General features: G+C 40.3%; 14 protein-coding genes. 7 read left to right on the top strand and 7 right to left on the bottom strand.

The window, feature by feature from the left end:
• The 4 genes from ACTHN6_RS14670 to ACTHN6_RS14655 all read right to left on the bottom strand — a co-directional run.
• A partial coding sequence (locus tag ACTHN6_RS14670; protein WP_440436516.1) for a DUF2652 domain-containing protein occupies window positions 1-637 on the bottom strand: 637 nt, incomplete at its 3' end.
• Between the two features lie 170 nt (window positions 638-807).
• On the bottom strand, window positions 808-1149 hold the full coding sequence (locus tag ACTHN6_RS14665) for a hypothetical protein (protein ID WP_440436515.1): 342 nt from the start codon (window positions 1147-1149) through the stop codon (window positions 808-810).
• Between the two features lie 274 nt (window positions 1150-1423).
• Entirely contained in the window at window positions 1424-4297 is a 2874-nt protein-coding gene (locus ACTHN6_RS14660) for a PD-(D/E)XK nuclease family protein (protein WP_440436514.1), read from the bottom strand.
• A 109-nt stretch (window positions 4298-4406) separates the two neighbouring features.
• Window positions 4407-7631 (bottom strand): UvrD-helicase domain-containing protein, encoded by a 3225-nt coding sequence (locus ACTHN6_RS14655; RefSeq protein WP_440436513.1) that lies wholly within the window; start codon window positions 7629-7631, stop codon window positions 4407-4409.
• 165 nt (window positions 7632-7796) lie between these two features.
• On the opposite strand from ACTHN6_RS14655, the gene ACTHN6_RS14650 reads away from it, so the two are divergent.
• The gene (locus ACTHN6_RS14650; RefSeq protein WP_440436512.1) at window positions 7797-9227 is read left to right on the top strand and encodes an Ig-like domain-containing protein; all 1431 of its coding nucleotides are present in this window, start codon (window positions 7797-7799) and stop codon (window positions 9225-9227) included.
• Between the two features lie 130 nt (window positions 9228-9357).
• On the opposite strand, the gene ACTHN6_RS14645 is transcribed toward ACTHN6_RS14650, so the two are convergent.
• Window positions 9358-9831 (bottom strand): ribonuclease H-like YkuK family protein, encoded by a 474-nt coding sequence (locus tag ACTHN6_RS14645; protein WP_090657554.1) that lies wholly within the window; start codon window positions 9829-9831, stop codon window positions 9358-9360.
• Window positions 9832-10025: 194 nt separating this feature from the next.
• On the opposite strand from ACTHN6_RS14645, the gene ACTHN6_RS14640 reads away from it, so the two are divergent.
• From ACTHN6_RS14640 to ACTHN6_RS14620, 5 genes are all read left to right on the top strand, one after another.
• On the top strand, window positions 10026-10622 hold the full coding sequence (locus ACTHN6_RS14640; RefSeq protein WP_440436511.1) for an acetate uptake transporter: 597 nt from the start codon (window positions 10026-10028) through the stop codon (window positions 10620-10622).
• Window positions 10623-10867: 245 nt separating this feature from the next.
• Window positions 10868-12502: a TldD/PmbA family protein gene (locus ACTHN6_RS14635; RefSeq protein WP_440436510.1), complete on the top strand. Its 1635-nt coding sequence runs from the start codon at window positions 10868-10870 to the stop codon at window positions 12500-12502.
• 144 nt (window positions 12503-12646) lie between these two features.
• On the top strand, window positions 12647-13984 hold the full coding sequence (locus ACTHN6_RS14630) for a TldD/PmbA family protein (protein ID WP_440436509.1): 1338 nt from the start codon (window positions 12647-12649) through the stop codon (window positions 13982-13984).
• Between the two features lie 147 nt (window positions 13985-14131).
• Window positions 14132-14938 (top strand): enoyl-CoA hydratase/isomerase family protein, encoded by an 807-nt coding sequence (locus ACTHN6_RS14625; protein WP_440436508.1) that lies wholly within the window; start codon window positions 14132-14134, stop codon window positions 14936-14938.
• 128 nt (window positions 14939-15066) lie between these two features.
• Window positions 15067-16323 carry a pyridoxal phosphate-dependent aminotransferase gene (locus ACTHN6_RS14620; protein WP_440436507.1) on the top strand — a complete coding sequence of 419 codons (1257 nt, stop codon included), beginning with the start codon at window positions 15067-15069 and terminating at the stop codon, window positions 16321-16323.
• Between the two features lie 22 nt (window positions 16324-16345).
• Here the strand turns inward: ACTHN6_RS14620 and ACTHN6_RS14615 are convergent, their stop codons facing one another.
• Entirely contained in the window at window positions 16346-16594 is a 249-nt protein-coding gene (locus ACTHN6_RS14615) for a hypothetical protein (protein ID WP_440436506.1), read from the bottom strand.
• Window positions 16595-16800: 206 nt separating this feature from the next.
• On the opposite strand from ACTHN6_RS14615, the gene ACTHN6_RS14610 reads away from it, so the two are divergent.
• Window positions 16801-17886 (top strand): glycosyltransferase, encoded by a 1086-nt coding sequence (locus ACTHN6_RS14610; protein WP_440436505.1) that lies wholly within the window; start codon window positions 16801-16803, stop codon window positions 17884-17886.
• On the opposite strand, the gene ACTHN6_RS14605 is transcribed toward ACTHN6_RS14610, so the two are convergent.
• Window positions 17887-19281 carry an aldehyde dehydrogenase gene (locus tag ACTHN6_RS14605; RefSeq protein ID WP_440436504.1) on the bottom strand — a complete coding sequence of 465 codons (1395 nt, stop codon included), beginning with the start codon at window positions 19279-19281 and terminating at the stop codon, window positions 17887-17889. It abuts the gene before it with no gap.
• Window position 19282: the final 1 nt, after the last annotated feature.

The following is a 19282-nucleotide window of genomic DNA, read 5'->3' as shown; positions in this document are numbered from 1 at the left end:
CTTTAATCTTTTGTGCACCTATGGTTTTATCTTCCGGCGGATCGGCTTCCACCTGTTGTTTCAGGTTGGTAAGCATGCAGTAGGTGAAATCAATATCGCCGATTTCTGTTTGCTTTATACCAGGTTGCCATTGTGCCCATTGAGGCAGGTTCCTGTTATTTTCTTTAGCAGCGGTTAGAGTATTCGTATCCAGCCAATACTCATGCAGGTTTATATCATTCTTTAACAACTGGTGGGCAATAATTACATCTTTCCCGATCAGCTTATTAAAATCTTTTACAGTATAAGAAGAAAATTCGCCGTGATGCGTTATTATTTTCAGGCTCAGGTTTACAGCACTTTTACAGGCAGCACAAACACACATGCGCGTTTTTTCATAATTTTTTAGCTGCTTTTGAAAATTGCAAAACATTTTCTCCACCTGGCCGCATATTTCTTCAAAAGACGGATTGCCAAAGCGATAAAATAAAACCGCATCGCCTTCCACTTCGGAAATTTTCAATCCAATTTCATTGGAGTTGATAATATTTTCCAACAGTTCCTCAATAATAATACGGCTATGTTCAATTTCATTCTCGTGTACAAATTTTGTAAAGCCGCTTATATCGGGAATAAAAAGTAAACCTTTTTCCGCCATGCAATTTTTTTATAAAAATAGCACAGTTTAGCGGTTAGTTATTTTTACCAATGGCTGGCTTTCTTTTCAATAACAATCTTCGCTTCCTTACAGCAAACCGCTGCTGTCTGAAGCCACCCAAACAAAAAAACCGGGAGCTATGTCCCGGTTTTTTTGTATAAATGTTTCTACTAAATATTATTTTGATCTCTTTCGTCTCTTGCTGCTTTTTTTGCTTCATTATCTAAATTGTTGGCAGCCTTTTCACTTTCATTCTTTGCCGTATTGGCTGCATTTTCAGAAGATGTTTTAGCATCGCTTACCGCGTTTTTAATTTTACCGCCAATCTTGTCGAAGATATTACCGGCTTCGCCTTTTGCATCGTTAGCCGCTTTATAGGCTTCATTGTCTGCGCGCCTTGCATCATTTTCTGTATTTGTTTTTATATCCTTTACACCATTTTTAATGGCAGTGCCCGCATCATCAACTGCATCAGCGATTTTATTGCCCAGGCTTTCGTTAGTATTTGACATAATTTAATTTTTTAGATTAAGTAATATGCATGTTAAGACAATTAGCATGCCAGCGAAGGTTAAAGAATGCCTGCAGTCTAAGGCTAAATGGCACTCCGGCTAATAAAAATGTATAAAATATTACGGGCTTATAAATATTACCGGGAGCACGAATTTTTTTCCGGACATAGATTAATCCCATGGCCGTACTTCGTTCGTTCCATCTTCGGTGCGGGGGTAAGCAAAGACGAACATGGCGAACGAGAAACGAAGAAAAGTTTTTTGGAAAAAGCCCCTAAAACAAGGTGGTATAAATGGAATACATATAATTATCGGCCACTTCACTGGCTTTGAAAGGAATGTCTTCATCAAACAATTCAGCCAGTTTATTTTCAAGGCCTGCCAGGAATGCAGGTTTCAGTTCAGCGAGAAAAGGCCCTTCCAGGGCTTTGCGGTTCGACGAAAAAACAATGCCTTTATCTTTCATCGTGCGCACCACATACAACACCGGTTGTACATGCTGGCTGCGCGATTTTTTCTCATATGCATCTGCATAAATCATTGTTTGTATCAGCGCCTTGTTAATGTATTTATCGTTCGTGTCAAACAATTTGTCAATTGCGTTAAAAGTGAGGTCATCCTTTCCGGTTTTATAATCCACAATCCTTGTCACACCGTTTTTAACATCAATGCGGTCAACAATACCAAATATTTTAATGCTTTGTTGTTTGCCCTTTAGCTGGAAAGGAATTTCCGCATTGATTTTTTCTTCAAGCGCCATAATGGTAAAAGGCGCATCTGCCATATCGCGTTCGGTAATGATATTGATGTAGGCATCCACTATTGCCAAAACCACGCGCTGCATGCCGGAAAATTCGTAAGTATCTGCCTGTGGCATGTTGCGTACTTTGGCAAAAGCTTTTTTAATAAGCGCATCTTTTTGTGTAAGCCGGTCTTCAATCCATTCTTTGCTTACTTCCTGCTTTAATACAGGGCGATAAAAATGCTCCATCGCCGCATGCAGTATAGAACCAATTTCATTCGCTTCCACTACAGGCGTTACTTCTTTGGGCTCTTTTATATTCGCCACATAACTAAAAAAGAAATCAACAGGATTGGCGATGTACGTGGTAATAGCAGAAGGCGACAAGGTTTTTTCTTTAGTAAGATAACGCTGCAAACGTGCCCTTACCATCGGGTTCTTTTTATCAATTTCTATAGTCTGCCTCTCTGCTGCCTGCACAGGCAGATCCAGTTCATAATAATTGAACTTAAAGCCACTTTCATATTCCAGTTGTTTTAAAATGCGGCTGGGTTCCCCGCTGGTGGTTTCATCAGTCAAACAATTATATACGATGGAAATATGTTCGGCCCGCTGCAATAAACGGTACACCATGTAAGCCGAAACAGCATCAAGGTTTTCCAGCACCGGCAGGCCATAAACCCTGCGCAAACTGTCGGGTATAAAACTGTTGCCAATAGATGTTTTCGGAATGATGCCTTCATTAAAACCCAGGAATACAAGCTTATTAAAATTAAGGTTACGCGTTTCCAGTAAACCCATTAACTGGATTCCCTGCAAGGGGTCGCCGCTTAACGGCACATTAATATTTTGCAATGCTTTTTGGATAAGCGCTGCAACAAAAGGCAGTTCTTCATTTTCGAGGTAATCTTTAATATTATCGTTAAGCCGGTTGAGTTCATGAATGGTTTTCACAAACAGCTCAGCATCTATATTCTTTAATTGTTTTTGTTGCGAAAGATTATTGAGCACAAAATTCAATACATCCAGCAAAGCTGTTATTAATTGTTTGGGTTGTTCTGCCTGCGTGAAGAATTTTTGCAATATGCCGCCCTGTCTTATCAAACGCGTTTGTTCTACATGCACAATGTTCTCATCAATCAATGCCTTTCTAATCTTATTCTTCATTTTCTCCGTTAATCCCGTAAGCGGGTGTGTGAGAAAAGATTCAAGCTGCTGGTAGGTAATATGCGGCGAAGTGTATTTTAATGAATGTATATGATTGAACATTTCCAACTGGCAGCTTAACCATAAGTCAGCCAGCCCAAATACCGTTGAAACAGCCAGCGGAAAACCCATTGTTACGTTGAGATTTACAGGCTTATCATCTGCCTGCGAAGGAATGGTTTGCAATGCCGGCAAGAGCAAAGTTTCATCGGCTAATATTACCGCCACAGCGTCCACTTCCGTTGGCTGCACATAATCATTGGCAAGGATATGATTGAGTATTTTAGCCTGCGCTGCCTGCCCCTGCACTTTATATACATCAACGTTGTGCGTGGCTGTCTTCATTAAATTAACGGGCTGCGCAAACTCATTTTTTAAATGCAGTTGGTGAATGTTCCTGCGCAAAAACAGACCTGCTTCCTGCAAGGCATCATTTAAATAATATTCATCCGCATCAAAATAAAATAAGGCCTTGCCCGCTTGCTGGAGTTTGGTAAACAATTGTGCTTCGGCACGGCTTAATACATTAAAACCAACGAAGATGATTTTGCCTTTCTCAAAGTTTTTCAGGTAGGCCATTTCTGTTATGTCCATGCCTGCCAGCTTTCGGTAAGCACCGCCTGGTGTTATATGTTTCTTCGCCAAAAGTGCTGCATGAAAACGATGATAAAGCCGCGGCATCCTGCGCCACATTTGGATGAATAATTCCTGCTGCCGCTTATGTTTTCCTTCAGAATAAGATTGCCAGAACTGCGATAAAAATGCATATTGTTCCGGTGTCAGATAATCAAACTCCAGGTTGATGGCCGCTATATCTTCCAGTTCTTTATACAGTTTATCAGCATCTACGAGGTCGCTGTCCACCTGGTTAAAATCGGTGAGAATAATTTTGGCAAGGCCAAAGAACTGGCTGCTTTTTACAGCAGGCAAACCTTCTTCTGCCAATAGTTGATTATAAATTTCCAACAGCGTAAAAAACTGCATATAAAAATCGGCCGGCTTTTCCTGCACAGCCTCGTTAAAAAATTCCTGTATGGTAAATAAGGAAGGACTAAAAAAAGGCTTTTGAATAATATCCGCCAGGTACTTTTGCAAATACACGGCAGGCCGTTTGTTATTGAATACAATGGCACAATGTTGAATATCCAATCCAAACTTTTTAACCAGGTCTTCCGCTACTTCTTTTAAAAAAGGTTTCAATATCTTAATTATAAATGATGAACTATAAATAAGCAGGTAAACGTAACAATCATTGTCTGTAACCTGCCTGTCATTTTATTAAACCCGTTTAATACTTTCGGTTATATAACTAGCTTACTTTCTTCAACTGCTTCCTCACTGCATAAAATAAATAAGGCTGCACATCCGCATAACCCATCTGATGCAACAGGCCTTTATACTTCAATACCTGTTCAACATGTTTATCACTTTGTTCCAAAGTGAATTTATAATCGAGCAATAAAACACTGTCGTCTTTTATCAAGATCCTGTCAGGGCGTTGTATACGGCCGTTTATATCAATAATATTTCTTTCAATAATGCTGTGCCCCGATTGATGCAATAGCTTACTCAGTTCAGGATGCTGCAATACTTCCATCACAGCCTTCTTTAAAGGTTGCCTTTCTTCTTCCTGTATTACACCTTCTGATAATAGCTTATCCAGGTACTCATCGGTTTCATCTTCATTGGAGGCGTTGGCTAAAACATCGTGCGCCAGGGAGCCCCTGCGGCCTGATTTTTCCGTGTTCAGTAAATGAATAATATGTTTATCTTCTGTGGCTACATACAGGTCTGAAAGCCTTTGCGAAGTAGGATAATTTTCAAGTGTAATGCACGAACGTTCAGGCGGCGCAGCAGCAGTCAATATGTAAGCTGCGTTTTCATACAAATTATCTTTTGCAAATTCAGGATTAAACTCTTGCATCGCCGCATTGATCACGTCACCGATATTGGATAATTTTTCAGCCTCTTTTTTAAACATGGTGCCGAGGTATAAAAAATCCTTAGCGCGGGTAGTGGCTACGTACAACATATTCAGGCTGTCCATATTGCTGTACAGCAATTCTTTAAAATAAGCTTTGGCCACCGAGGTGCGGGCTAGTGTTTTGCTGAAGCGCAACGGCATATTGCCTAATTCATGATACAAGGTATCCTGTGCCGGCACCCAGAATACGGAGTTGGCTTTCGTTTCATTGTCCCATATACAAAACGGCACAAAAACGGCACGAAATGCCAGCCCTTTAGATTTATGTATGGTAATTACCTGCACGGCATCAGCGCCATCGGGTGAAGGCAATGATTTTTTACAGCCTTCTTCTTCCCACCATTCCAAAAAAGCGCCGATACCTTTTTCGCCCGGCTTTGTGGCGTTGCCAATTAAATCGCGGAAGGCCAGCAAATATGGAATGTGCTGCCGGAGATGGTTAAGCTGATAGCTTGCAATTAAGTTTTCCACTAATTCGGCCAGCGGCAATTGCAGCCATTGCTGCCAGTTATTGCACAGGGATGCGGGCAATACATTATCTAATTGCGATAAAGATTTTTCATTCAGGTCGCAATAGAGGTTAGGCGCCACCTGGTTTTGATGCACAGCATGATACAAGGCAATGCAATTGGCTTTATACAAAGCTGTTTGTTCATCAATGCCGGTTATAACTTTTAAAGTGTTAATGATAAGATCAACTGCAAGGTTATTGCTGATGAGCAGTGCATCACCGCTTATAACCGGGATCTTATGTTGCATCAGTTTTTCAACACAGGTGGTTGCTTCAAAATTGGAACGCACTAAAATGGCTATGTCTTTGCGTGCATAATTTTTTTCATGCACTAAAACATTAATTTCTTCAAGCACATCATGCAATGCCTGTTCCCGGAAAACTGTTTCTGTATAACGCGCTGTTTCATTTTCATCTTTACTAAAACGTTTCACTTTTATAGTGCCGCCGGGTTTTGTAGAAGGCGCTTTAGATTGCTCAGCACCTGCATACACCGATGTTATTACTTCACTGAAACCGTTGCTGTTCCACCATTCGCTTATAGCAGGCGGTTGTTCCTCAACAGCATTGTTTAGATAGGATTGCATTAATGCCGGCAAGAGTTGGTATAAATTATTATTAAAGCCAATGATGTTGGCCGTGCTGCGGTAATTTTCTGCAAGGCTTTCTTCTAAAATATACAGTTTGCCTATATCCTTTTTTGCCTGCTGGTGCAATATGTTCCAGTCGCCGTTGCGCCAGCGGTAGATGCTTTGCTTGGTATCACCCACAATCAAATTATCTATATATTTTCCTTCAGCGGATGCCAGTGCATTAGCGAGTAACATCCTGAAACTTTTCCATTGGTTAACGGAAGTGTCCTGAAATTCATCAAACAAAAAATTACGGTAACGTGCGCCTACTTTTTCCCATATAAAAGAAGGGTTATCGCCTGCATCGCCGGTAATGCCTGTAATGAGTTTTTGTGCATCGCTTATCAGCAGGTTATCATTTTCATTGCGGTAAGCCGATAACAGCGTGACCACTTCCTGCATCAACCTTAAATAATATAAATTCTTTCTGAAGGCAATGGCCAATTCGTACGAGCCAACCTTTTCTTCATAAAATGATTGAATGGTTTTCAGTAAGCTGTTTAGCTCCCGGTACATGCTTTCATCGCCTTTGCCGGGTTTAAACCATGCATCCGGGTTATCAATCAATGCAAAAATTTTAGCAAATTTTTCCTGGTCGTTATTGATGAATGCATGCAGCTTCCACAACCAGTTCCGGCTACCCTGTACAAAGTCTGTTTTATCTACATTATAACGCTCAAATAGAGCTAAAGCCTGCTTTCCATATTCAGCCAGTTTTTTTTCGTATGTGTCAATTTCCTGTTTTGTTGCTTCATTATAACGTTGAAAAAGTGCATCAATATTTTCAGTACCAATCGCTGCGAGTGCCTGCTCAAACACTTCAAAACTTTCTTTGAATATCTCGTTGATAAGATTGCCTAGTTCAAACTTGTAATCCCAGTTTTTATTATCGCTGATGCGTTCCAGCGCCAGTGCAATTATCCATTCCAGCAACTGTTTATTATTGTCCAGCGATGCATCCATTTTCTGCACCAGTTCGTCTTTCACTTTATCATAATTCATCTCCAGCGCATAATCTGCACTTAATCCAAGTTCAAATGCAAAACCGCGTATTACTTTCTGCACAAAACCATCAATAGTGCTTACAGCAAACCGGCTGTAATCGTGTAATATTTTTCTATATATTTTATCCGCATTTTGTTTTAATGCTTCGCCTGCCAGGTGCGGATGTGTCTTTAAAATAATATTGCGGTAGCTGTCCACGTTTCCATCACCTTCGGCCAAACCTTTCAACACATTTAAAATGCGGGTTTTCATTTCTTCCGTGGCCTTATTTGTAAAGGTTACAGCTAACAGCTCACGGTATTTATTTTCGCCGCTGAATAATAAGGTGAGGTAATGTGCAGCGAGGCTGAAGGTTTTACCCGAACCTGCCGACGCCTGTAATATTTTAAGTGGTTTTTGCATGAAGTGTAAAAATAACCTGAACCGGCAATTTTATGGAGGATAAGATTTGCAGAATTTAATTGAAAACAGGTCTTGCCCCGGCGAATGCCTGCCCGCACAATTTATCGGATTATTAGGAAGTGAAACCAAATAAAGCTATTATGTTTGAGCTTTAAAGAAAAACGCTTGAAGAAATATTATTCCTTTTTTATTCTCATCATCTTTTCCGTTATAGAAATACAGGTACAAACATCCTGCGCCAATATTATTCCGCCAACAGGCGGCCCGAGGGATTCCCTGCCGCCGGTATTGGTTTCGGCAACCCCAAAAGATTCAGCGCTTAATTTTAAAACAAACAGGATAACACTTACTTTTGATGAATACATACAGTTAGATAACCAGGCCGTGCAAACAAGCCTCGTTGTTTCGCCAAACCCTGAGATAGCGCCGATAATTATGGCGCATTTAAAAGATATAACTATCCGGCTGAAAGATTCACTTAAACCTAATACTACTTATTCCATAAATTTTGGCAGGGCATTAAAAGATAATAATGAAGGGAATGTTGCCAAGAATTTTGTTTACGTTTTTTCAACCGGCGATCATCTTGTAGATGGAAGGCTGAGTGGCAAAGTGCAACTGGCCGAAACAGGAAAAACCGATTCCACATTAATTGTTGTGCTACACAGCAACCTCAATGATTCGGCTGTTAAAAAACTCAGGCCTGATTATTATACAACGCTTGACAGTGCAGGGCGTTTTAATTTTAAATATGTGGCTTATGGAAAATATGCTGTATATGCATTGCCAAACGATTATACAAAACGTTACGACGACAGTACCAAGCTGTTTGCTTTTGCAGAAGAGCCCGTAACAATTGACAGTGCTGCTTCGGCAGAGCCTGTTATATTATATGCATATAATGAATATAAGCCGGGTAAAGAAAATGAAGGCTTTGGGCAACAGCAATCTACTAATCAGCCACCGAAAAAAAGATCAAATGATACAACCAAAGCTATAAAATATGCCGTGGCATTGGAAAACGGGCGGCAGGATTTATTAAGCAATCTTGATATAAATTTCCAGGAGAAACTGGCAACGTTTGATTCGTCTAAGATTGTTTTAGCCGATAGTAATTTCAAGCCGCTAGGCAATTACAGGATTGTTGCCGACACATCTTTTAAAAAATTCACGGTTGAATATCCATGGAAAGAAGGCGAGTATTTCAGGCTGGTGATTCAGCAGGATGCTTTTGTTGACAGCAGCGGTAAAATGCTGGCAAAAACAGACACTATCAAATTTCAAACTGCGCCGGAAAGTGAGTATGGAAGTGTGCGCTTGCGTTTCCCAACAATTGATCTAAACCTTAATCCTGTATTGCAGTTTACGCAAAACGATAAAGTGGTAGATTCTGCTGCATTAACCAGTACCGAGTTTTACCGCAAACTGTATAAGCCTGGTGATTATGAATTGCGCATTTTATATGATGAAGATAAAAATCTTACCTGGACACCCGGAAGCTTTGAACTTAAGCGCCAGCCTGAAATTGTAATACGATTGCCACGTAAATTAACCGTGAAGAAGAACTGGGATAATGAAGGGGAGATAAATTTATAGTTGTTTTTATTAAAAGGATAGAGTAGAATATATGATTTCAGAAAATTAGCAGCGTAAGAATTATTGGTTCCGGAGAACGTCCGGAATCAGCGGTGCTTTAATACAGCTTTATTAATGCCTGGAAGAATAGTTAGTTGCAGGCTTTATCTGCACAGCAACTGCTTGCAAATGCTTCAGGCTTTGCTTTAAAGGCGAAGCCCATCCCCATAATATAACCCATAGCTTCACGCAGGGCATCGTTGCTTTTAAAATGAGGATTGGTATTAATGTCGGCATGCACTTCCATGTCAACATCATACTGAATAAAAAGATTGCAAAGCTCATAAGCCACTTCAATGCTTTTGGCCACTTCAACCAGCATGCGTTCTTTAATATTATAGCGTTGCTTGGTTTTTTCATTATGAATAAACATAAAGCCACCGCTATGTTCGCGCAAAAAAACAATTACAGTGGCAAACTCCGTTTCACTGCCCTTTACCTGGCTGTCGGTGCCAATACAAACTTTCAAATGCACGCCTTTATCGTGCTCGCGTTTAATGGCATCTTCTACAGCAGATTTAATAGGCATGTGAATGGTTTCACCGTTAAATCTTCTCCATCGCATATAGATATGTTTGTCCCAATTTACAAACAGAAAATTATATATGCGGTTATAAGATTATGAACAGAGGTGGAAAAGCCTCAAAAGAATGCGTATCTCATTCTTCAAATATTTTTTAAGATGTTTGATTGATTATGCTGAATTTTAAACTTCCTCATTATTTTTAAACCTTTATTTTTAATCTTTAAACTTGCTGCATGAATTCAACTAACGATGTTTCTCCACAAACAATTATCATTAAAGACACTACGGGTAATCCCGCGCCGCTTGGCCTTCTTGGCTTTGGTATGACCACTATTTTGCTCAACATTCATAATGCCGGCATTTATGAGCTTGACAGTATGATAATGGGCATGGGTATTTTTATGGGTGGCATTGCACAAATATTTGCCGGCCTGCAGGAATGGAAAAAGAATAACACCTTTGGCGCAACCGCATTTACAGCTTATGGCTCATTCTGGTTGTCGCTGGTGGCTATATGGCTTATACCCAAAACATCTTTTGGCGTTGAATATAAATCCAGTGAAACAGCGGTTGCATGGTATTTATTATTATGGGGCATCTTTACGCTCTTTATGTTCATCGGCACATTAAAGCTGAACCGTTTGCTGCAGGTGGTTTTCTTTACACTTACCGTATTGTTCTTCCTGCTGGCTTTGAGTGATTTTACAGGCAATAAATCTTTGCATATAATTGCCGGATACGAAGGTATTATATGTGGTGGCGCTGCATTCTATGGCTGCGTGGCGCAGGTGATAAACGAAGTGCATGGCAGGAAGGTTTTCCCGCTGTAACGCAAAGTTTCTCCGGCTATAAAAAAGAAGCCTTTATATGGGCTTCTTTTTTAATTATTTGAAGATTGTGGCCTTAAGAAAATGAGGGCGTTTAATACAGTAACCGGTTTCTTTAGCCCAAAAAATAAGTCAGCAACCTTTCATCAAAAAACTTTAATGATATATACATCGCCTGCCTTATCTTGCTATTATTAAAACTTACAGCTAAAGAGACATAAAGATTTTTCACCTCAAAATAATTCCATTTGAAACGTAGAAATTTTTTACAGGTAGCCGGAATGGGTATTGGTGCTTCCATGCTTGCCAATATCCCGATAATCGGTAATGCTGTACCACTTGACCGGCCATGGGATCCCGGTGATACAGCACTTAAAAAACAACTGGCTGACGTTGCTCTGAATGCAGCACGTACCAAGGGCGCCACCTACACAGATGTGCGCATTGGCCGCTATCTTAACCAGTTTGTAGTAACCCGTGAAGACAAAGTGCAGAATATCGTAAACACGGAATCATATGGCATTGGTGTTCGCGTAATTGCCAATGGAAGCTGGGGCTTTGCTGCTACGGATAATATGGATAAAGACAGCATTGCTAAAACAGCGGAGCTGGCAGTGGCCATTGCAAAAGAAAATGCAAGGTTACTTACCGAGCCGGTGCAGCTTGCGCCGCAAAAAGGTTATGGCGAGGTAAGCTGGAAAACACCGATTGAAAAAAATGCATTTGAAGTGCCGGTAAAAGAAAAGGTTGACCTGTTAATGGGCGTGAACTCAGCGGCAATGCAGGCCGGCGCTAACTACATCAACTCTATTTTGTTTTTGGTGAATGAACAAAAATATTTTGCATCAACAGATGGCAGTTATATCGACCAGGATATTCACCGTATATGGCCAACATTTTTTATTACAAAGATTGATGCGGCAACAGGCAAGTTTGAAACACGCAATGCATTAAGTGCGCCGCGGGGTATGGGTTATGAATATGTGGTGCCGTCAGCAGCGGAAAAAATCAGCAGTCAAACCACATTATACCGCAACAGGTATGATATGATTGAAGATGCGAAGCTTGGCGGTCAGCAGGCCGGCGAAAAACTAAAAGCCAAATCAGTTGAGGCAGGTAAATATGACCTTATTCTCGATCCTTCGCATTTATGGTTAACTATCCATGAATCTGTCGGACATCCTACAGAGCTTGACCGCGTGTTGGGCTATGAAGCCAACTTTGCCGGCACCAGCTTTCTCACACTGGATAAGTGGCAATCGAAGAACTTTAAATTCGGCAGCAACAACGTAAACATTTTTGCCGATAAAAAGCAGCCCGGTTCGCTTGGTGCTGTTGGTTATGATGATGAAGGCGTTGCCACGCAAAGATGGGATTTGATAAAAGAAGGCATACTTGTAAATTATCAAACCATACGCGACCAGGCGCATATACTTGGATTGAATGCATCGCAGGGTTGCTGTTATGCAGACAACTGGAGTTCTGTTCAGTTTCAGCGTATGCCGAACGTGTCGCTGGCTCCAGGTAAAACGCCGCTGGCTGTTGCAGACATGATAAAGAATGTAGAGAAAGGTATTTACATTATCGGCGACGGTTCATTTTCTATTGATCAGCAGCGTTATAATTTCCAGTTTGGCGGCCAGTTATTTTATGAAATAAAAGATGGAAAAATTGCAGGCATGCTGAAGGATGTAGCCTACCAGAGTAACACACAGGAATTCTGGAATTCCTGTGTTGCCGTAGCTGATGAAAAAGATTATCGCCTCGGCGGATCTTTCTTTGATGGAAAAGGCCAGCCATCACAGTCAAGCGCTGTTTCGCATGGTGCTTCCACTGCAAGGTTTAATGGTGTAAATGTCATTAACACCGCAAGAAAAATATAGCGGGAATTAGTTGATAAGTTGATTAGTGAATAAGTTGATATGTGAGGGACGATCAGTAATTCAATAAACAAATCAATATATATCCCCGCACGAAAATTTTATAGTATTTCAACTCCCTTAAGGAAAGGGACAAAATAATTTAATATGGCAATACTTACAGAACAGGAAGCAAAAACACTTTTGCAAAAAGTATTAAGCTATTCAAAGGCTGACGAGTGTGAAGTGAATATTGGCAGCAGCGATGGCGGTAATATACGCTATGCCCGTAATGCTGTATCAACAAGCGGCGGCGTTACGCAAAGCACACTTGTAGTAAGTTCAGCTTACGGAAAAAAACTTGGTGTGGCTACCATTAATGAGTTTGATGATGCATCGCTTGAAAAAGTGGTAAGGCGCTCTGAAGAGCTGGCACAGCTTGCGCCCGAAAATCCTGAATATGTTTCTATTCTTGGGCCGCAACAATATGCGGCACCTTCCAAAACATATGTAGAAGCAACAGCTGCCATCGATCCAAAGTTCAGAACGGATGCGGTTGCGCAAAGCCTGCAGATTTCAAAAGACAACAATTTAATTGCTGCAGGTTTCCTGGAAAATAGCGCAGGCTATTCTGCTATGATGAATTCAAAAGGATTGTTTGCATATAACACGGCTACCAATATAAATTTCAATCTCACCTTACGTACGCAGGACGGCAAGGGTTCCGGCTATGCTTCCAAAGGTTATAATGATGTTTCAAAACTGGATGTAAAAAACCTTACCACCATAGCTGCAAAAAAAGCCGCAGGTTCTGTTGATGCAAAGGCACTGGAACCGGGAAAATATACGGTGATCCTGGAACCAACGGCTGCTATTGTTTTGCTCGAAACCATGTTTTTTAATATGGATGGAAGAAGTGCCGATGAAGGCAGGAGTTTTATGAGCAAGGCAGGCGGCGGCACGAGGCTGGGCGAAAAGCTGGTGGATGAGCGCGTAACCATTTATTCAGATCCGTGGAATCCTGATCTTCCCACAAGCACCTGGGCGGGCGATGGCAGGCCGCAGGAAAAAGTGACCTGGATAGATAAAGGTGTAATGAAAAACCTGTTTTATTCACGTTACTGGGCGCAGAAACAAGGCGTTAAAGCAGTGCCACAGCCTGATGCGATTGTAATGGAAGGCGGCACACAATCGCTGGAAGATTTAATAAAAAGCACAGAAAAAGGTATACTGGTTACAAGGCTTTGGTATATACGCGAAGTAGATCCGCAGACCGTATTGCAAACCGGGCTCACCAGAGACGGTACTTTTTATATTGAAAACGGGCAAATAAAATATCCTGTAAAAAATTTCAGGTTTAACGAAAGCCCTGTTATTATGCTGAATAATATAGAAGCGCTGGGCATTCCCGAAAGAGCGGTAAGTGGCGAATCCGGTATTCATGCTTTAATACCGCCAATGAAAATAAGAGACTTTACCTTCAGCTCCTTGTCTGATGCGATATAAAGTCACCATATTTATTTAAATAAAAAAAGCTGCAAAATTTTTGCAGCTTTTTTGTTGAAGATAAAGTGTGGTGGTTACGTGTCATCTTGCAGTATAACATTTTGTATACGGTATTTTTCTTATTTTACTACTCTAAATGTTGCCATTATGATACACGAAATACAGGAAGGTTATGTAAAAACCGAAACACACCAGGGCGTTACAACCATAGAATTTTTTCATCCGCGGGGAAATTCGTTGCCGTATAAAATATTAGATGAACTTGCCAAATCCATTCATATTGCAGGCCACGATGATGACTGTAAAGTGATTGTAATACGCAGCGCCGGCAGTAATTTATTTTGTTCAGGCGCTTCTTTTGATGAGCTTGCCGCCATTAAAACAGAGGCTGAGGGTGCTCATTTTTTCAGCGGCTTTGCTAATATTATTAATGCCATGCGCAAATGCCCTAAAATAGTTATTGCAAGGGTTCACGGCAAATGCATCGGCGGGGGCGTTGGCCTCGTGGCTGCCTGCGATTATGCTATTGCCGTTTCGGGCGCCGATGTAAAATTAAGCGAGCTTGCAATTGGTATTGGTCCGTTTGTAGTGGGGCCCGTTATTGAACGTAAAATTAATATTTCGGCTTTTAGCCAATTAGCCATTGATGCCATCTCCTGGCGCAGTTGCGATTGGGCAAAACGAAGAAACTTATATGCAGAACTGCATCCTGATATTGCAAGCCTGGATGAAGCTGTATTAAAACTGTCTACCTTTCTTACACATGCTAATCCGGAGGCTGTAGCGGTACTGAAAAAAGATTTTTGGAAAGGCACAGACCATTGGGATGAGTTTTTGCATGAACGCGCTGCCATCAGCGGAAGGCTTATTTTAAGTGAGTTCAGTAAAAGCGCTATAGAACAGTTCAAACAAAAAATGGCAGCAAAAGATAAGCAGCCGCTGATTGATAAATAAGTTATTCGTAGTAAATAATACTTAGCCCGCTATATCAAAGCGTGTTTAAATAATTAACCCTTACTCGTTTTAAAATGTGTTAATGGACTTATGCAGGCCACTTTTTTTTCAAACCTTATTTTTGCATAATGGAAAAATTAAGCAGGCTTGCAGAAAATATGATAGGCAGTGAAATTGTGCGCCTCGGAAATGAAATAAATGAACGCAAACGCAGGGGAGAAAAAATTTTCAATTTTACAATAGGCGATTTTGATCCGGCCGTTTTTCCCATACCTAAGCCGCTGGAAGATCTTATTATAGAATCGTATAAAAATCATCATACCAATTATCCCCCGGCAGACGGCATTATTGAATTGCGTGAAGCGGTTTCTGTTTTTCTGAAAGAAAGGGAACAGCTTGATTATGCAGCTTCTGAAATATTGATTGCTTCCGGTGGCAGGCCATTAATCTATACTGCATTTAAAACAGTGGTTGATGAGGGAGACAAGGTTATTTATGCTGCGCCTTCCTGGAACAATAATCATTATACTAACCTGCATAAAGGCAGGCATTGTGTAATTGAAGCAACGCCGGAAAATAATTTTATGCCCACTGCCGAAGACATAGCTCCGCATATAAGAGATGCTGCGCTGGTGTGTTTATGTACGCCCCAAAATCCAACCGGTACCACGCTTACAAAAGAATCGCTCTCAGCAATATGCCGGCTTATTATTGATGAAAACAAAAGGAGGGGAGCTGGTGAAAAGAAACTGTATTTAATGTTTGACCAGATGTACTGGACACTTACCTACGGCGATATTAAACATTATAACCCGGTAACGTTGCACCCCGAGATGCGGGACTACACCATTTTTATCGATGGTATTTCAAAAGCTTTTGCAGCCACAGGCGTTCGTGTAGGTTGGGCTTTTGGCCCTGTTGCTGTGCTTGCTAAAATGAAAGCCTTTTTAAGTCACATAGGCGCCTGGGCGCCTATGGCTGAACAACACGCCACAGCGAAATATTTGCCACAGAAAAACCTGGTACAGCAACATTTCAGCAGCTTTAAAACACAACTGGAATTAAGGCTTCGAAAGATTTATGAAGGATTAATGGCTTTGAAAAATGAAGGCTTTAATGTGGATGTTATAGCGCCGCAGGCCGCCATCTATTTAACGGTAAAATTTGATCTTGCAGGCAGAAAAACAACCGAAGGTGTTTTGGAAACACAGGCAGACGTAACGGAGTATTTATTAGGCAAAGCCAAACTTGCCGTGGTTCCGTTTTATGCTTTTGGAGCGGCTGCCAATTCCCCCTGGTACAGGTTAAGCATCGGCACCTGCAAAATAGATGATATAGAACCTTTTTTGGCTGAATTAAAACAAGCGCTGCAAAGGCTGGAATAGATTTGTTGAAAAGGATTAGATCCTAATTTTTATTGCTGATAAATACAAAAGGCTTATGCTTATGCTCCTTTAAAATTTGCTTCACCTTATGAAGCTTTGTAATCAGTTTATAACGATTTACATCGATCACTTCATTAGCAATATAATAAGCCTCCGAGCTTTCTACCCGGAAAAATAAATCATTCAAAAGCGCAATTTCCTGCTCAAGCTCTTGCTGATTTAATTTTTCTTTTTTTGTAAGTACTAGCAGGTCTCTATTGCGGGGGTTCATAGTTTACCTGAGTTTACATTTTAAAATTTTTTTACCCAACACTTCGTCTTACGGGAGGACAACCACATTTGGTACGGTTGCTTGGGCTGCAAGATAAAGCAAACAATATCGTTAGCATCATAACAAAAAATCCCAGTTTATATTCCCTCTTCATTATTTTGCAATTTCTAAATTACACAGTTTTTAAGCAAACCAACAATTTTTTTTTGAACAAAGATCTGCACATAAAAAAAATTTTAATTGCGCCGCTCGATTGGGGCCTTGGCCATGCAACCAGGTGCATTGTTCTCATTCAATTTTTGCAGCAACTTGGCTGTGCTGTTACTGTTGCTGCATCAGGAAAAATCAAAAAATTATTAGAGAACGAATTCCCCTGCATTACATTTTTACACCTGCCCGGGTATGAAATTTCCTATTCAAAAAACAAACGTTATTTAGCCTTCAAAATTTTACTGCAAATCCCTAAAATTCTGAAAACAATAAGGTTTGAACATAATTGGTTACAAAAAGTGCAGGACAAATACGGCTTTGATGCTGTTATCTCAGATAACCGTTATGGATTTTATACAACCATAACAACCAGTGTTTTTATAACCCATCAGCTATGTATTCAAACAAACATCGCATGGCTTGACAGCATACTGCAGCGTTATAATTACCGCTTCATTAACCGTTTTACCGAATGTTGGATACCTGATTTAAATGAAAAGTTAAATATTGCAGGTGCGCTCTCTCATCCGCAAGGATTACCCGCTATTCCTTCAAAATATATTGGCCCGCTTTCAAGATTAAAAAAGATAGATGCAGCAACAATAAGCTATAAGTGGATTGTGATTATCTCCGGGCCTGAACCGCAACGGTCTATTTTCGAAAACAAAATTTTTGAACTGGCAGCCGGAATACCTGATAAATTTATTATCATCCGCGGATTACCCGGCGAAAACGAAAAGAAATTTATATCACCCAATTGCACCGTCTTCAATCATTTAAACACTAAAGAAATGCAGGATGCTATTGCACACAGTGAGTTTGTAATAAGCCGCTGCGGTTATACAACAGTGATGGAAGTTTTATCGCTTCAAAAGAAAGCGGTTTTTATTCCCACGCCCGGTCAAACCGAGCAGGAGTATCTTGCACAACATTTATCTGCTCAAAACTGGTGTTATACTTTTAACCAGGAAGATGATTTTGAAAGGCAGCTTAAAAAAGCAGTTTCATTTAACTATACGCTGCCTGAAATAGATACCGGACAATACAAAGAAGTACTAAGCGATTTTATTAAGAAGTTATAATCAGCGGATTATTTTTTTAAACAAATTCAGTTTGCCTTTAAAAGGCGGGTATCGCAATGAAGGGTCGAACCAGGTTGGCGTTTTCATTACAGCTTTAAAATGGCTGAAAGTTTCAAAAGAATATTTGCCATGATATTTCCCCATACCGCTTTTGCCCCTGCCGCCAAAAGGCAGGTTGTGGTTGGTTAAGTGCCAGCTTGCATTGTTAATACAACCGCCGCCAAATGCAATGTTTTCAAGCCAGTAATTTTCTTTTTGCTTAGACGATGTGAATACGTAAAAAGCCAGCGGGTTTGGATTGTTTTGAATAATGGATTTTGCTTCTTCATTATTGCTGAAAGTAATAACAGGAAGTACCGGCCCGAATATCTCATCCTTCATTAAAGTATCATTAACATTGATGTGTTCTATAATAGTTGGTTGAATAAATAGATTTTCTTTATTGTATTTCCCGCCATAAATAATTTTTCCTTCTTCCAGGTATTTTATTAAACGGTTAAACTGTTTTTCATTGATGATCTTTCCATAATCTTCGCTCCCCAATGCGTCTTTTGTATAAAATTGCTCAATCGTGTTAATAAGCGTTTTTAAAAAAAACTCTTTAATACTTTCGTGCAGCAATAAATAATCAGGCACTACGCACATTTGCCCCGCATTGGAGAATTTTGTAACTGCAATGCGTTTAGCAGAAACTTTTATGTCTGCGTCGCTTTCAATAATACAGGGCGATTTGCCGCCAAGTTCCAACGTTACAGGCACTAAATTTTCAGCAGCAAGTTTATAAACTGCTTTGCCTGTAATTGTACTGCCTGTAAAAAAAACATGATCAAATATAAATTCCTGCATTAATTGGGGCACCACAATGGAGCCGTCGCCTTCTATGTAAAAAACGTATTCAGAAGAGAAACAGGTTTCAATTATTTTTTTCATAACTGCTGCTGTTGCAGGCGCCAGCTCACTTGGTTTTAATACAATACAATTGCCTGCGGCAATTGCACCCACAAGCGGTGCAAATAAAAGTTGCAAAGGATAATTCCACGGGCCGATGATTAATACAACTCCCAGCGGTTCGGGAATAATATAACTGGCTGATGGCAGGTTAACAAGGTTGGTTGATACTTTTTCTTTGCGCATCCATTTATGCAGGTTTTTTAGTGCGGCATTTATTTCTGCTATTACAAAACCCGTTTCTGTAACCCAGGTTTCTTCTTTGTTTTTTTTAAGATCAATATATAAGCACTTATATAATTCTTTCTCGTATTCAAGAATAGCTTTTTTCAGCTTTAATAGCTGTTGTTTTCTGAATGAATAAGCTTTCGTGACTCCGCTGTTATAAAAGTGTTTTATGGCCTCTAACCTGTCTTTCAGCTTTATATCGTTTAATATTTCCGGCATT

The sequence above is a fragment of the Parafilimonas sp. genome, assembly GCF_051953455.1.
GTDB lineage: Bacteria > Bacteroidota > Bacteroidia > Chitinophagales > Chitinophagaceae > Parafilimonas.
This window is presented reverse-complemented; position numbering and strand designations above follow the sequence as displayed.

Coding starts and splice junctions, on each gene's coding strand:
- ACTHN6_RS14665 (WP_440436515.1), bottom strand. CDS start 1,149: ATGTCAAATACTAACGAAAGCCTGGGCAATAAAATCGCTGATGCAGTT.
- ACTHN6_RS14655 (WP_440436513.1), bottom strand. CDS start 7,631: ATGCAAAAACCACTTAAAATATTACAGGCGTCGGCAGGTTCGGGTAAA.
- ACTHN6_RS14645 (WP_090657554.1), bottom strand. CDS start 9,831: ATGCGATGGAGAAGATTTAACGGTGAAACCATTCACATGCCTATTAAA.
- ACTHN6_RS14640 (WP_440436511.1), top strand. CDS start 10,026: ATGAATTCAACTAACGATGTTTCTCCACAAACAATTATCATTAAAGAC.
- ACTHN6_RS14630 (WP_440436509.1), top strand. CDS start 12,647: ATGGCAATACTTACAGAACAGGAAGCAAAAACACTTTTGCAAAAAGTA.
- ACTHN6_RS14625 (WP_440436508.1), top strand. CDS start 14,132: ATGATACACGAAATACAGGAAGGTTATGTAAAAACCGAAACACACCAG.
- ACTHN6_RS14620 (WP_440436507.1), top strand. CDS start 15,067: ATGGAAAAATTAAGCAGGCTTGCAGAAAATATGATAGGCAGTGAAATT.
- ACTHN6_RS14615 (WP_440436506.1), bottom strand. CDS start 16,594: ATGAACCCCCGCAATAGAGACCTGCTAGTACTTACAAAAAAAGAAAAA.
- ACTHN6_RS14605 (WP_440436504.1), bottom strand. CDS start 19,281: ATGCCGGAAATATTAAACGATATAAAGCTGAAAGACAGGTTAGAGGCC.